Here is a 13,135-nt window from a genome sequence, read left to right on the forward strand (position 1 = left end):
AGCATGGAAAACCGCGCCCACGCCATCCTGGCGGGTCTGTTCGTCGTGGTACTCGGCATCGCTACGGCGGTTGCGCTGTGGTGGTTCTCGGGCGCACGCGAGCCCATGCGCGAGGTCGAACTGGTGAGCCAGGGCAACGTGACCGGGCTCAATCTGCAGGCGGCGGTGCGCTATCGCGGCATCTCCGCTGGCCGGGTCGAAGAGATCGTCATCGACCCGACCGATCCGCGCGACATCGTCGTGCGCATCAGCCTGCGCAAGGATCTGCCGCTGACCCGGGGGACCACGGCCTCGCTGGGTTATCAGGGCGTCACCGGCCTGGCCTTCGTGCAGCTGGAGGATCGGGGCGAGGATCTGCGCCCCCTCGAAGCGGCCCCCGGCGCGTTGCCGCGGATCGCGCTGGCCCCGAGCCTGATGGATGAACTGTCCAACGTGGCGCTCGACGCCATGGCCCAGTTCAAGACCGTGGCCCAGCAGTTCAAGCAGCTGTTCGCCGACGAGAACGTGGCGCGTATGGGCGAGGCCCTCAAGCGGCTCGAGTCGGCCGCGCGGGGGATGGACCGGACCTTCAATGAAGCGCCGGCGATGATCGCCTCGGTGCGCAAGATGTTCTCGCCGGAAAATCAGGCACGAATCGCGACCGCCATGGCTCATCTGGAGCAGGCCAGCGGCGAGGCGGGGCCCGCCATCGGGGAATTCCGCGCCCTGCTGGTGAAATTGCGTGAAACCAGCGAGCATATCGACCAGGCCTCGGTGGCGGCCGGTAACGACCTGCTCAACGGCTCGCTGCCGCGCCTGAACACGCTCATGAAGGAACTGACCGTGACCTCCCAGCGCCTGACGCGGTTGATCGAGGAGGTGGACGCCGCGCCGCAGATGTTGCTGCTCGGTCGCGGCACCCAGCCGCCCGGACCGGGCGAAGAGGGCTTCGATGGTGCCGGCAAGCAATAGGAGAGAGAGACGGATGCGACGGTTTGACTGGCGATGGTGCGCCGCACTGCTAATGGCGCTGGCCGTGTCGGCGTGCTCGTCCTTCGGCAAACCGGAGTCGCCGCCGACGATCTTCGATATCGCGCCGCTCGACGGGCAGGTGCGGCAGGTAGCGGTGCCGATGACCGATCTGGAGGTGCTCGCGCCGTCGTGGCTGGCTTCGTCGGCCATGCAATACCGGCTCGAACCGGTCAGCCGGCTGGAGCGCCGCTTCTATTCGACCAGCCGCTGGGCCGGCATGCCGGCGGAGATGCTCGAGGTCGCCTTCGGCCGCATGCTGCAGACCCAGCCCGCGCCCAACGGGGCCGGCTGCCGCCTGCGCGTGCAGCTGGACGAATTCATTCAGCGTTTCGACACTGCGGCCACGAGCAGCGGGCTGATCGAAATGCGGGCCAGCTTGCTCGCGCCGCGTACCGATGTCATCGTGGCCTATCGTTCGTTCTCGGTGGCGCGCCCGGCGCCCACCGCCGATGCGGCCGGCGGCGTCGTCGCCCTGCGTGACGGGGTCCATCGACTCGGCAACGAACTGGGCGACTGGCTGGTATCGCTGCCGGCCGGCCCATCCGATCAAGGCGTGATCGCGCGCTGCGCCCACTGAACAGCGCCGTAGAGACAATCCGGGGGAGAACCAGATGAGTCAAGACAACAGCAATCCGTATGCACACGGGCTGGACAAGTGTGATGCCAACTACGTGGCGCTCACGCCGCTGAGCTTTCTCGAGCGCAGCGCCTATGTGTATCCGGACCGCCTCGCCATCGTGCATGGCCAGCGCCGCTACACCTGGAAAGAGGTGGATAGCCGCGCCCGCCGGCTCGCCTCGGCGCTCAAGGCGCGCGGCGTCGGCAACGGCGACACCGTCGCGGTGGTGCTCAACAACACGCCGGAAATGTACGAAGCCCATTTCGGCGTGCCGGCCACCGGCGCGGTGCTCAACACCATCAACACCCGGCTCGACGCCGAGGCGATCGCCTTCATCCTCAATCACGGTGAAGCCAAGGTGCTGCTGACCGATCGCGAGTACGCGCGCACCATGGCCAAGGCGGTCGAGCTGGCGGGGCGGCCGGACATGCTCGTGATCGACGTGGACGATCCGGAATACCAGGGCCCCGGCGAGCGCATCGGCACGCTCGAATACGAAGCCTTCCTCGGCGAGGGTAATCCGGAGACGGCCTTCCAGATGCCGGCGGACGAGTGGGATCCGATCTCGCTCAACTACACCTCCGGCACCACCGGCAACCCGAAAGGGGTGGTCTATCACCACCGTGGCGCCTACCTGAACGCCATGTCGAACATCATTTCCTGGGGGATGCCGCCGCATTCGGTGTACCTGTGGACGCTGCCGATGTTCCACTGCAACGGCTGGTGCTTCCCGTGGACCATGGCCGCCAATGCCGGCATCAACGTGTGCCTGCGGCGGGTCGATCCGCGCCTCATCTTCGACGCCATTCGCGAACATGGCGTCACCCACTACTGCGGCGCTCCGATCGTCCATTCCATGCTCGCCAACGCGCCGGCCCAGTGGCGCGAGGGCATCGACCACAAGGTCTCCGGCCTGGTCGCTGCGGCGCCGCCGCCGGCCGCGGTCATCGAGGGCATGGCCAAGATCGGCTTCGACATCACCCATGTGTATGGCCTGACCGAGACCTACGGGCCGGCGGCGGTGTGCGCCAAGCACGACCACTGGGCCGATCTGCCCCTGGCCGAACAGGTGGCCCTCAACGGCCGCCAGGGGGTGCGCTACCACGCCCAGGAGGGCGTCACCGTGATGGATCCGCAGACCATGGAGCCGGTGCCCTGGGACGGCGAGACCATGGGCGAGATCATGTTCCGCGGCAACATCGTCATGAAGGGCTACCTCAAGAACGAGAAGGCCACCGAGGAGTCCTTCCGTGGCGGCTGGTACCACACCGGCGATCTGGCCGTCATGCAGCCGGATGGCTATGTGAAGATCAAGGACCGCTCCAAGGACATCATCATCTCCGGCGGCGAGAACATCTCCTCCATCGAGGTCGAGGACGCGCTCTACAAGCATCCGGCGGTGATGGCGGCAGCCGTGGTGGCCGCGCCCGATCCCAAGTGGGGTGAGGTGCCGGCGGCCTTCATCGAACTGAGGGAGGGCGCGACGGTCACCGAAGAAGACATCCGCGCGCACTGTCGCGAGCATCTGGCCGGCTTCAAGCAGCCGAAGATCATCGCCTTCTGCGAGGTGCCCAAGACCTCGACCGGCAAGATCCAGAAATTCGTGCTGCGCGAGCGCATCAAATCCACGTCGTCCTTCGAGTGAGGCGGCGTGTCCGGTCCGCCGCCCAGGCGGCGGACCACCAAACATACGAGGCGACGCCAGTCGCCCGAGGAGGAGAGAAGACATGACGGAACCGAACAACGAGCCCATGGTGCTGCGCGAGGATCGCGACGGCGCGGCCCATCTCACCCTGAACCGCCCGGGGCAGTTCAATGCCCTGTCCGATGCGATGCTCGGTGCCATCATCGAACGACTCGATGCGATCGCCGACGACCCGGCGGTCCGAGCGGTGGTGATCGGCGGGGCGGGCAAGGCCTTCTGCGCCGGCCACGACCTCAAGGAGATGCGTGCCAACCACACGCTGGATTTCCAGCAGGCGCTGTTCCGCAAGTGCGGCAAGCTCATGCTCAAGATCCAGCGCCTGCCGCAGCCGGTCATCGCGCGCATCCACGGCATCGCCACCGCCGCCGGCTGCCAGCTCGTCTCCATGTGCGATCTGGCGGTGGCGGCCGATGTGGCGCGCTTTGCCGTCTCCGGCATCAACGTCGGCCTGTTCTGTTCGACGCCGGCGGTTGGCATCTCCCGCAACATGGGGCGCAAGCAGGCTTTCGAGATGCTGGTCACCGGTGAATTCATCGACGCGACCGAGGCGCAGCGTCGCGGCCTGGTCAACCGGGTGGTCCCGCTCGAGGCGCTGGACGAGGCGGTCGACAAGCTCACCGCCGCCATCTGCGCGAAGACGCCGGTGGCGGTGCGCATGGGCAAGGAGCTGTTCTACCGCCAGCTCGAGACCGGCATCGAGGCGGCCTACCAGATGGCCTCCGAGACCATGGCATGCAACATGATGACCGAGGATGCCGCCGAAGGCATCGACGCCTTCATCGGCAAGCGCCCGCCCCAGTGGAAAGGGTGCTGAGCGCCGCGTACACGCCATGCTCATCGACACCCACTGCCACCTCGACGCGGCCGAGTTCGCCGCCGACCGGGCGGCGGTGATCGATCGGGCCCGCGCGGCCGGCGTTGCCGGCTTCGTGGTCCCCGGGGTGACCGCCGCGGGTTTCGACGGGCTCGACGAGCTGGCCGACGCGACGCCGGGCATGGCGCGCGCCTTCGGCCTGCATCCGCTGTATATCGATTGCGCCCGGCAGGCGGATCTGGATCTGCTCGCGGCCCGGCTGGAACGCGAAGACGTGGTCGCGGTGGGGGAGATCGGGCTCGATGGATTCGTGCCGACGCCGACCCTGGAGACACAGCTGCCCTGGTTCGAGGCCCAGCTCGCCTTGGCCCGCCGAGCCGGCTTGCCGGTCATCCTTCATGTCCGGCGGGCGGTGGATGCCATCACCGCCGCCGTGCGTCGCGCCGGCGTGGCCGGCGGCATCGCCCATGCCTTCAACGGCTCCGAGCAGCAGGCGCGTCAGCTCGCGGCGCTCGGGTTCAAGTTCGGTTTCGGCGGCACCCTGACCTATCCCGGCTCGCGGCGCATCCGTGCGCTTGCCCAGGCGCTGCCGCTGGAGTGGATCGTGCTCGAGACCGATGCCCCGGACATTGCCCCGGTGTGGGCCCGGGGGCAGCGCAACGAGCCGGCCACGGTGGCGCGCATCGCACAGGAACTGGCCGAGCTGCGCGGCCTGTCGGTCGAGGCCGTGATCGAGGCGACCGGGCGCAACGCGCTGGCGGTCCTACCCCGCCTCGGTGCTGTGCTCGCGGCGGCTTGAGGCCGAGCGTGCGATCAGATCGGCGATGTCCCGCTTGAGGGCGTCGAGATCCGGCGCATAGCGGTCGCAGAACATCAGCGAGACGCCGAACACGTAGGCATAGAGCAGCATGCTGCGGCTGGAGGCTTCGGCCATCGGCACCCCGCAGGCGAGGAACAGCGCGCGCGCGCATTCCAGGCGCTTGGTGTCCACCTCCTCGACCACGGCGGCCGCCACCGCGTCGCGCTTGGCCCAGTCCCGCACCGCCAGCTCGATCATGATGCCGCGTCGACTGCGACTGGTGCTGTACACATCGATGACGTGATGGATCTGCGCCAGCTCCTGGCCCGGTTCCGCGCGGGTCTGCTTGACGATGTCGCGAATGCGCCCGTCCTTCCAGTAGTCGAGCACCGCGTCGAGCAGGTCGCGACGATCCTTGAAGTGCCAGTAGAAGCTGCCCTTGGTGACTTTCTGGTGTTTGGCCAGCAGCTCCACCCGCAGTCCCGTGACCCCTTCCTTGGCCAGCAGCTCGATGGCGGCCAGCACCCAGGCTTTGCGGTCCAGCTGGACGCGCGGCTTTGGCGTTTGATTTTCCATACGCAACAGTATTGACAAAATTTGCCTCCATACGCTACCGTACGGAAACCTGATCGCCGGGTACCGGCCCTGCCGGCACCTGCGTGGAGTCACCCGAAGCCGCCCGGTGCCATAATGGGCACATCGGTACGCGGTGCCCGAGGCGCCGTTTCTAGAACGAAGTCGAAGAAGGAGTCCTGCCTTGAAGATTCTGGTTCCCGTCAAACGGGTCGTCGATTACAACGTGAAGGTACGTGTCAAGAGCGACGGCTCAGGTGTCGACATCGCGAACGTGAAGATGAGCATGAATCCGTTCGATGAAATCGCGGTGGAAGAGGCGGTGCGCCTCAAGGAAGCCGGCGTTGCCACCGAGGTGGTGGCCATCTCCTGCGGCGTCGCCCAGTGCCAGGAGACGCTGCGCACCGCCATGGCCATCGGCGCCGATCGCGGCATCCTGGTGCAGACCGACGAGGAGTTGCAGCCGCTGGCCGTGGCCAAGCTGCTCAAGGCCATCTGCGACAAGGAGTCCCCCGAGCTGGTGGTGCTCGGCAAGCAGGCCATCGACGACGACGCCAACCAGACCGGGCAGATGCTCGCCTCGCTGATGAACGTGGCCCAGGCCACCTTCGCCTCCAAGGTGGCGATCGCCGACGGCAAGGCCACGGTGACCCGCGAGATCGATGGCGGCCTGGAGACCCTTTCGATGTCGCTGCCGGCCATCGTGACCACCGATCTGCGCCTCAACGAGCCGCGCTACGCCACGTTGCCGAACATCATGAAGGCGAAGAAGAAGCCGCTCGAGACCGTCACGCCGGCTGACCTGGGTGTCGACGTCGCGCCGCGCCTGAAGACGCTCAAGGTCGAGGAGCCGCCCAAGCGCAGCGCCGGGGTGAAAGTGGCGGATGTGGCCGAACTGGTCGCCAAACTCAAGAACGAAGCCAAGGTGATCTGAACATGAGCATTCTCGTCATTGCAGAACACGACAACGCGGTGCTCAAGGCCGCGACCCTGAACACCGTCGCGGCCGCGCAGGCCATCGGCGGCGACATCGACCTGCTGGTGGCCGGCAGCGGCTGCGGCGCGGTGGCCGAGGCGGGCGCCCGTCTGGCCGGTGTGGGCCGGGTGCTGGTGGCCGATGCGGGCCACTACGCCGAGCACGGCGCCGAGAACCTGGCGGCGCTTGTCGTCGCCCGGGCCGGCGGCTACAGCCACATCCTCGCGCCGGCGAGCACCTTCGGCAAGAACCTGCTGCCGCGCGTGGCCGCCACGCTCGATGTGGCGCAGATCTCCGACATCATCGCGGTGGAGTCGGCCGATACCTTCAAGCGGCCGATCTACGCCGGCAACGCCATCGCCACCGTTCAGAGCGCCGATCCGGTCAAGCTCATCACCGTGCGCACCACGGCCTTCGAGGCGGTGGGCGAGGGCGGCTCGGCCGCGGTCGAAGCCATCGACGCGGCGGCCGACACCGGGCTCAGCGCCCTGGTCGGGCGCGAACTGACCAAGTCCGAGCGCCCGGAACTGGGCGCGGCGAGTGTGATCGTCTCCGGCGGTCGCGGCGTGGGCAGCAGCGAGAACTACCACGCCCTGCTCGAACCGCTGGCCGACAAGCTCGGCGCGGCGCTCGGCGCCAGCCGGGCGGCCGTCGATGCCGGCTACGTGCCCAACGACTACCAGGTGGGCCAGACCGGCAAGATCGTTGCGCCGCAGCTGTACGTGGCGGTGGGCATCTCCGGGGCGATCCAGCATCTGGCCGGCATGAAGGACTCGAAGGTGATCGTCGCCATCAACAAGGACGAGGAGGCGCCGATCTTCCAGGTCGCCGACTACGGTCTGGTGGCGGATCTGTTCGAGGCCGTGCCGGCCCTGACCGCCGCGCTGGGGTAAGCCGGAGGACGACGTGAATTTCGCTGCCGAGCTCTTTCCCACCGCCTGGCTCTGGGGGGCGGGCGTGCTCGCAGCGGCCGTCGCCGTGTGGATGGTGAGGACCGGGCCGTGGGCGAGTCTGCGCGACTCGCTCCGGCTCAACCTGTTCCTCGGCTGCGGGGTGATGCTCGCGTTGGTGTGGAGCCTCAAGGCCGGGGTCAATCCGGGCCTGAATCTGCATCTGATCGGCGCCATGGTGGTCACCCTGGTGCTGGGGCCGCAGCTGGGGCTGGGGGCGCTCGCGCTCGCCCTGGCGGGCATCACCCTCAACGGTGGCGCGCCCTGGTCGGCCTTTGCCATCAACTGGCTGGTCATGGGCGTGGTGCCGGTGCTCGTCGCCAACACCTACTTCCGCCTGGTCGAGCGCTACGCGCCCAAGCATTTCTTCGTGTTCATTTTTGTCATCGCGTTTTTCGGCAGTGCCGTCACGGCCGTGCTCGAAGGCGTCGTCGCGTCGCTGGTGCTGTGGGCGGCGGGCGCCTACAGCTTCGATTTCCTGGCCGCGAACTACCTGCCGTACTTCCTGCTGCTGGGGTTTTCAGAAGCCTGGCTGTCGGGGATGACGGTGACCCTGATGGTGGTGTTTCGCCCCGGCTGGGTGATTCGCTTCGATGATCGTGTCTATCTGTGGAACAAGTGATCCGGCGCCGACCGGACAACCATGATGAGGAGTGTAGGGAATGAGTGAGTACAGTGCCCCGATTCGGGACATGCAGTTCGTGTTGAAGGAACTGGCCGGCCTGGCCGACATCGGCCAGTTGCCCGGGTGCGAGGAAGCCTCCGAGGATCTGGTCGACGCGGTGCTGGAAGAAGCGGGCAAGTTCGCCACCGGCGTGCTCTCGCCGCTGAACCGCATCGGCGACCAGCAGGGCGCGCGCTGGAACGACGGCGAGGTGACCACGGCCGAGGGCTGGAAAGCCGCCTATACCCAGTTTTCCGAGTCCGGCTGGACCTCGCTGGCAGGGGATCCGGAGTATGGTGGCCAGGGCCTGCCCAAGATCGTCAATGTCGCGGTCATGGAAATGTGGAAATCCGCCAACATGGCCTTTTCCCTGTGCCCGATGCTGACCACCGGCGCCATCGAGGCGCTCGTGCTGCGTGGCACCGACGCGCAGAAGGCCACCTACCTGCCGCGCATGATCAGCGGCGAGTGGACCGGCACCATGAACCTGACCGAGCCGCAGGCCGGCTCCGATCTGGCCGCGGTGCGCACCAAGGCGGAGCCGCAGGCCGACGGCAGCTACCGGATCTTCGGGCAGAAGATCTTCATCACCTACGGTGAGCACGACATGACGGACAATATCGTCCATCTGGTGCTCGCGCGTCTGCCCGACGCCCCCGAGGGCGTGAAGGGCATCTCCCTGTTCGTCGTGCCCAAGTTCATGGTCAACGACGACGGTTCGCTCGGTGAGCGCAACGATGTGCACTGCGTGTCCATCGAACACAAGCTGGGCATCCATGCCAGCCCCACCTGCGTGCTCGCCTTCGGTGACAAGGGCGGTGCGGTCGGTTATCTGGTGGGCGAGGCCAACCGGGGCCTCGAGTACATGTTCATCATGATGAACGAGGCCCGCTTCGCCGTGGGCATGGAAGGTGTGGCGCTCTCCGAGCGGGCCTACCAGCAGGCCGTCGGCTACGCCCGCGATCGTGTCCAGGGGACGGAAGCGGGTGTGCGCGGTGGCCCCAAGGTGCCCATCATCCGCCACGCCGATGTGCGCCGCCTGCTCATGTCCATGCGTTCCCAGACCGAGGCCATGCGTGCCGTGGCCTACGTGGTCGCCGCCGCCACCGATGTGGCCCACAACCATGCGGACGAGGGCGAACGTGCCCGCGCCCAGGCCTTTGTCGACCTGATGATCCCCATCGTCAAGGGCTGGAGCACCGAGAACTCGGTGGACATCGCCTCCATGGGGGTGCAGGTGCACGGCGGCATGGGCTTCATCGAGGAGACCGGCGCCGCCCAGCATCTGCGCGATGCCCGCATCACGACGATCTACGAGGGCACCACCGCGATTCAGGCCAACGACTTCATCGGCCGCAAGATCGCGCGCGAAAAAGGGATGACCATCAAGGCGGTGGTCGAGCAGATGCGTGCGGTCGAGGTTGAGCTCGCGCAGCATGAAAACGAGGAATTCCGCGCCATCCGGGCCGCTCTGGCGGCCGGTATCGTGGCGGTCGAAGAAGCGGTGGCCTACATCCTCGAGACCTACGGCCAGGACATCAAGGCAGCCTCGGTCGGTTCGGTGCCCATGCTCAAGCTGTTCGGCATCGTCGCCGGCGGCTGGCAGATGGCCCGCGCCGCGCTGGCGAGCCGTCGCCAGATCGAGGCCGGCAGCACCGACGCCTTCTACCGCAACAAGATCCACACCGCGCGTTTCTACGCCGATCATGTGCTCTCCCAGGCACCGGGTCTGGCCTACGCGGTGATCCATGGCGCCAGCGGCGCCTGGGCGCTGGAGGACGACGCCTTCTGAGCATCGCCCCGCGGCCATGAAAAAAGGGAGCGGCATCCGCTCCCTTTTTTTGTGCTGCGCGACGGCGCTGCGGTCACTCGACCTTGGCGGCCTTGCGCAGTTCCATGATGTGGTTCTCGAGGCGCTGGGTCTGCAGGCGCTGCTTGATCTGCGGTTCGATCTTCTCGAACTCCGGCGCATCGAGCTTGCGCGTGTCGTTCACGCGGATGATGTGGTAGCCGAAGTTGCTCTTGACCGGCTCGGAGGTCATCTCGCCCTTCTTGAGCTTGGTCATCGCCTCGGAGAAGGCCGGCACGTACATGCCCGGGCTGCTCCAGCCCAGCTCGCCCCCTTTCTCCTTGGAACCCGGGTCGGTGGACTCGGCCTTGGCGATGTCCTCGAACTTGGCGCCGCCCTTGATCTTGGCGATCAGCGCGCGGGCCTTGGCTTCGTCATCGACCAGGATGTGGCTGACGTTGTACTCGGTGTCGCCCAGGCGCGCCTTCATGTCGTCGTAGGCCTTGCGCACGTCGGCGTCGGTCACTTCGTTCTTCTTGACGAAATCCTGCAGGTAGGCGCGCAGGATCACGGCCTGGCGGGCCAGTTCCACCTGGGTCTGGACCTCGGGTTTCTTGTCGACACCGGCCTTCTTGGCGGCTTGGAACAGGATCTCGCGGCGGACCAGCTCCTCGCGGACCGCATCGCGCAGTTCCTTGGAATCCGGGGCACCCTTGGCGGTCTGCTCGGCCATCAGCGCGTCGGCGAAGGCCTGGGGGATCGCCTTGCCGTTGACCTTGGCGACGGTGTCGGCGGCCATGGCGCCCTGCGCAGCGAAGCCGGCGATGAGCATGGCGATAAGGGTTTTGCTGAAAAGCTTCATCAGGATTCCTTCTGTGTTGTCACAGTTCGTCGGGGGCGCTTGCCCGGATGGCAAGCGCGTGGATCGCCTTGGGCATCAGTTCGCCCAGGGCGGTGTAAATCATGCGGTGACGGGCCACCGTGTTCTTGCCTGCAAATGCCTCGGCGACGATGTCGACCCGATAGTGACCGCCGCCGTCGCGCGCACCGGCGTGGCCGGCATGCAGCGCCGATTCGTCGTCGATGTGCAGCGAGGCCGGATCGAAGGCGTCGCGCAACAGGGTTTCGATGCGCTCGACCGTCCCGCTCACGGCAGCACCTTCTTGAACGGCTTGACGATGGTACGTGCGAACACGCCCGCGGTCACGTAGGGATCGTCCGCCAGCCAGGCTTCGGCCTCGGCGAGGCTCGCAAACTCGGCGACGACGAGCGAGCCGGAGAAGCCGGCCGGGCCCGGATCGGGCGAATCGATGGCGGGGCAGGGACCGGCGATGAGCAGGCGTCCCTGATCCTTGAGCGCGTTGAGTCGTGCCAGGTGCTCGGGGCGGGACGCCATGCGCGCCTCGAGGGAATCCGGGGCGTCTTCCCCGATCATGGCGTAGTACATCATTTGGTTTCTTCTTCCATGTGGCGGGACAGGTACAGTCCCTGCAGGACGACGAAGACCAGCATCAGGCCGGTGCCGCCGAAGAGCTTGAAATTGACCCAGGTTTCCTCGCTGAAGCTGAACGCCACGTAGAGGTTGAGAAAACCCATGAGGACGAAGAACGCCGCCCAGGCGGCATTCACCTGTTTCCAGATCGGGTCGGGCAGTTGCAGCTGGGCTTCGAGCACGGCGCGAATGAGGTTGCGGTCGAACAGGCTCGCCGAGCCCAGCAGGACGATACCGAAGAGCCAGTACACCGCCGTCGGCTTCCATTTGATGAACACCGGATCATGGAAGAACAGGGTGGCGCCGCCGAGCAGGGTGACGATGCCCAGGCTCACCCACAGCATGGTGTCCACCTTGCGGTGCTTGAACCACACCAGCGCGATCTGCACGAAGGTGGCCAGGATGGTGACGGCCGTGGCGATGAGGATGGGCGCCTGCTTGGCGGGGATGTCGGCACCGAGCAGCCCGGTGGCGAGATGGGCCGCGACCGCTTCGTTCATGCCGGCGATCTTGTAGGCGCCGAAGAACATCAGCACGGGCATCAGGTCGAAGAGGAATTTCATTCGGGCGATTATACGGACTTGATGTTTCAGGCGTCCTGCGCCGGAGAGTCGGCCCGGTTGCGCATGAAGTCGGCGGTGCCGGAAAGCGCCTCCAGCAACCGGGTGCGCAGGGTCGGGTCGGGCACGTATTCGTCCAGCGCCATGCCCATGCACATCATCCACTGGTCGCGCTCGCGGGTGCCGATGGGGAAGGGCAGGTGGCGCGCGCGCAGGCGCGGATGGCCATAGCGTTCGATGTACAACGACGGGCCACCGAGCCAGCCGGACAGGAACATGAACAACTTGTCGGCCGAGCCGCTCAGATCGTCCGGGTGCAGCTTACGGATCTCCCAGGCCTCGGGCAGTTCGTCCATGAGCGCGTAGAAGCGGTCGACAATCGCGCGCAGCGTTGTCTCGCCGCCGATCATTTCGTATACGGACTGGCTCATCGGGTTTCAGACGCCTTGTATTTCGATGGTGTCGATGCTGCGTCCGCAGGCCTGGTTGGCCGGCAGCGCCAGATCGATCTTGCGCGGCGGCGGCAGATCGAGGGCGGCCATCAGGGCGACGAATTCTTCGCGCGTCTGCCCCGCCAGGCGCGGATTGCCCGTTTTCTGCTCGCCGATCGAGGAGACGCGCCGGCCCTTGTAGTCGTGGCCCGGATAGACCAGGGTTTCGGCCGGCAGCGTGAACAGGTGCGTGGTGATGCTGTCGTAGAGGGTGCCCGCGTCGCCACCCTGAAAGTCGGTACGGCCGCAGCCGTCGATGAGTAGCGCATCGCCCGTGAACACGCGGTCGCACCAGCGATAGGTGACGCAGCCGGGCGTATGTCCCGGGGTGGCGATGACGCGGATCACCTCGTTGCCGAACACGATGGTGCTGCCGTCGTCGACCTTGAGGTCGGCGCAGTCGGCACCGGCCGCGGTGCTGGCGATGGCGCGGGAGCCGGCCAGCTCGCGCAGCGACGCGGCGGCGGTGACATGGTCGGCGTGCACATGGGTCTCGAGGGTCCAGCGCAGTTTCAGGCCGAGCTCCTGCAGCAGGGTGAGGTAAGCGCCGGTGTGTTCGCGCACCGTGTCGATCAGCACGGCGTCGGCCGTGAGCGGATCGGCGAGCAGATAGGTGCAGGTGCTGCTCTCTGCATCGAACAGCTGGCGGAAGATGATGCGCATGCCGGCAACTCCTTGAACGGTTGACGGAT

16 protein-coding genes are annotated in these 13,135 nt (G+C 66.7%); 9 read left to right on the forward strand and 7 right to left on the reverse strand.

Annotated features, from left to right (window positions below):
• Positions 1–3 precede the first annotated feature (3 nt).
• The 5 genes from G3580_RS07540 (at position 4) to G3580_RS07560 (ending at position 4,948) form a co-directional block, all read left to right on the forward strand.
• Positions 4–951, forward strand: coding sequence for an MlaD family protein (locus tag G3580_RS07540; protein WP_173764674.1), 948 nt, complete (start codon positions 4–6; stop codon positions 949–951).
• Positions 952–964: 13 nt separating this feature from the next.
• Positions 965–1,588 (forward strand): ABC-type transport auxiliary lipoprotein family protein, encoded by a 624-nt coding sequence (locus G3580_RS07545; RefSeq protein WP_173764675.1) that lies wholly within the window; start codon positions 965–967, stop codon positions 1,586–1,588.
• Between the two features lie 34 nt (positions 1,589–1,622).
• Entirely contained in the window at positions 1,623–3,275 is a 1,653-nt protein-coding gene (locus tag G3580_RS07550; protein ID WP_173764676.1) for an acyl-CoA synthetase, read from the forward strand.
• An 82-nt stretch (positions 3,276–3,357) separates the two neighbouring features.
• Positions 3,358–4,149 (forward strand): enoyl-CoA hydratase, encoded by a 792-nt coding sequence (locus G3580_RS07555; protein ID WP_173764677.1) that lies wholly within the window; start codon positions 3,358–3,360, stop codon positions 4,147–4,149.
• A gap of 16 nt (positions 4,150–4,165) precedes the next feature.
• Positions 4,166–4,948 (forward strand): TatD family hydrolase, encoded by a 783-nt coding sequence (locus tag G3580_RS07560; protein ID WP_173764678.1) that lies wholly within the window; start codon positions 4,166–4,168, stop codon positions 4,946–4,948.
• Here the strand turns inward: G3580_RS07560 and G3580_RS07565 are convergent.
• A complete protein-coding gene (locus tag G3580_RS07565; RefSeq protein WP_173764679.1) occupies positions 4,913–5,524 on the reverse strand; it encodes a TetR/AcrR family transcriptional regulator in 612 nt (203 codons plus the stop codon). The genes G3580_RS07560 and G3580_RS07565 overlap by 36 nt on opposite strands.
• Positions 5,525–5,705: 181 nt before the next feature.
• Between G3580_RS07565 and G3580_RS07570 the strand changes: the two genes are divergently transcribed.
• Genes G3580_RS07570 through G3580_RS07585 form a run of 4 tightly spaced genes read left to right on the forward strand, consistent with a single transcriptional unit; the run spans position 5,706 to position 9,903 of the window.
• Positions 5,706–6,455, forward strand: a complete 750-nt coding sequence (locus tag G3580_RS07570; protein ID WP_173764680.1) for an electron transfer flavoprotein subunit beta/FixA family protein — start codon at positions 5,706–5,708, stop codon at positions 6,453–6,455.
• A gap of 2 nt (positions 6,456–6,457) precedes the next feature.
• A complete protein-coding gene (locus G3580_RS07575) occupies positions 6,458–7,390 on the forward strand; it encodes an electron transfer flavoprotein subunit alpha/FixB family protein (protein WP_173764681.1) in 933 nt (310 codons plus the stop codon).
• A gap of 13 nt (positions 7,391–7,403) precedes the next feature.
• Positions 7,404–8,069 (forward strand): energy-coupling factor ABC transporter permease, encoded by a 666-nt coding sequence (locus G3580_RS07580; protein WP_173764682.1) that lies wholly within the window; start codon positions 7,404–7,406, stop codon positions 8,067–8,069.
• Between the two features lie 40 nt (positions 8,070–8,109).
• Positions 8,110–9,903 (forward strand): acyl-CoA dehydrogenase, encoded by a 1,794-nt coding sequence (locus G3580_RS07585; RefSeq protein ID WP_173764683.1) that lies wholly within the window; start codon positions 8,110–8,112, stop codon positions 9,901–9,903.
• Between the two features lie 73 nt (positions 9,904–9,976).
• Here the strand turns inward: G3580_RS07585 and G3580_RS07590 are convergent, their stop codons facing one another.
• Genes G3580_RS07590 through G3580_RS07615 form a run of 6 tightly spaced genes read right to left on the reverse strand, consistent with a single transcriptional unit; the run spans position 9,977 to position 13,106 of the window.
• Positions 9,977–10,762 (reverse strand): peptidylprolyl isomerase, encoded by a 786-nt coding sequence (locus G3580_RS07590; protein ID WP_173764684.1) that lies wholly within the window; start codon positions 10,760–10,762, stop codon positions 9,977–9,979.
• A 19-nt stretch (positions 10,763–10,781) separates the two neighbouring features.
• Complete coding sequence (locus G3580_RS07595; protein ID WP_173764685.1) at positions 10,782–11,051, reverse strand: BolA family protein; 270 nt, start codon at positions 11,049–11,051, stop codon at positions 10,782–10,784.
• Positions 11,048–11,347 (reverse strand): YciI family protein, encoded by a 300-nt coding sequence (locus tag G3580_RS07600; protein ID WP_173768674.1) that lies wholly within the window; start codon positions 11,345–11,347, stop codon positions 11,048–11,050. The genes G3580_RS07595 and G3580_RS07600 overlap by 4 nt, the downstream gene beginning before the upstream one ends.
• Positions 11,347–11,955 carry a septation protein A gene (locus tag G3580_RS07605; RefSeq protein WP_173764686.1) on the reverse strand — a complete coding sequence of 203 codons (609 nt, stop codon included), beginning with the start codon at positions 11,953–11,955 and terminating at the stop codon, positions 11,347–11,349. Before G3580_RS07605 ends, G3580_RS07600 begins: the two co-directional genes overlap by 1 nt.
• Before the next feature lie 26 nt (positions 11,956–11,981).
• Positions 11,982–12,383, reverse strand: coding sequence for a group II truncated hemoglobin (locus G3580_RS07610; protein ID WP_173764687.1), 402 nt, complete (start codon positions 12,381–12,383; stop codon positions 11,982–11,984).
• A gap of 6 nt (positions 12,384–12,389) precedes the next feature.
• Positions 12,390–13,106: an MBL fold metallo-hydrolase gene (locus G3580_RS07615; RefSeq protein WP_323848003.1), complete on the reverse strand. Its 717-nt coding sequence runs from the start codon at positions 13,104–13,106 to the stop codon at positions 12,390–12,392.
• Positions 13,107–13,135: the final 29 nt, after the last annotated feature.

The sequence above is a fragment of the Nitrogeniibacter mangrovi genome (assembly GCF_010983895.1).
GTDB lineage: Bacteria > Pseudomonadota > Gammaproteobacteria > Burkholderiales > Rhodocyclaceae > Nitrogeniibacter > Nitrogeniibacter mangrovi.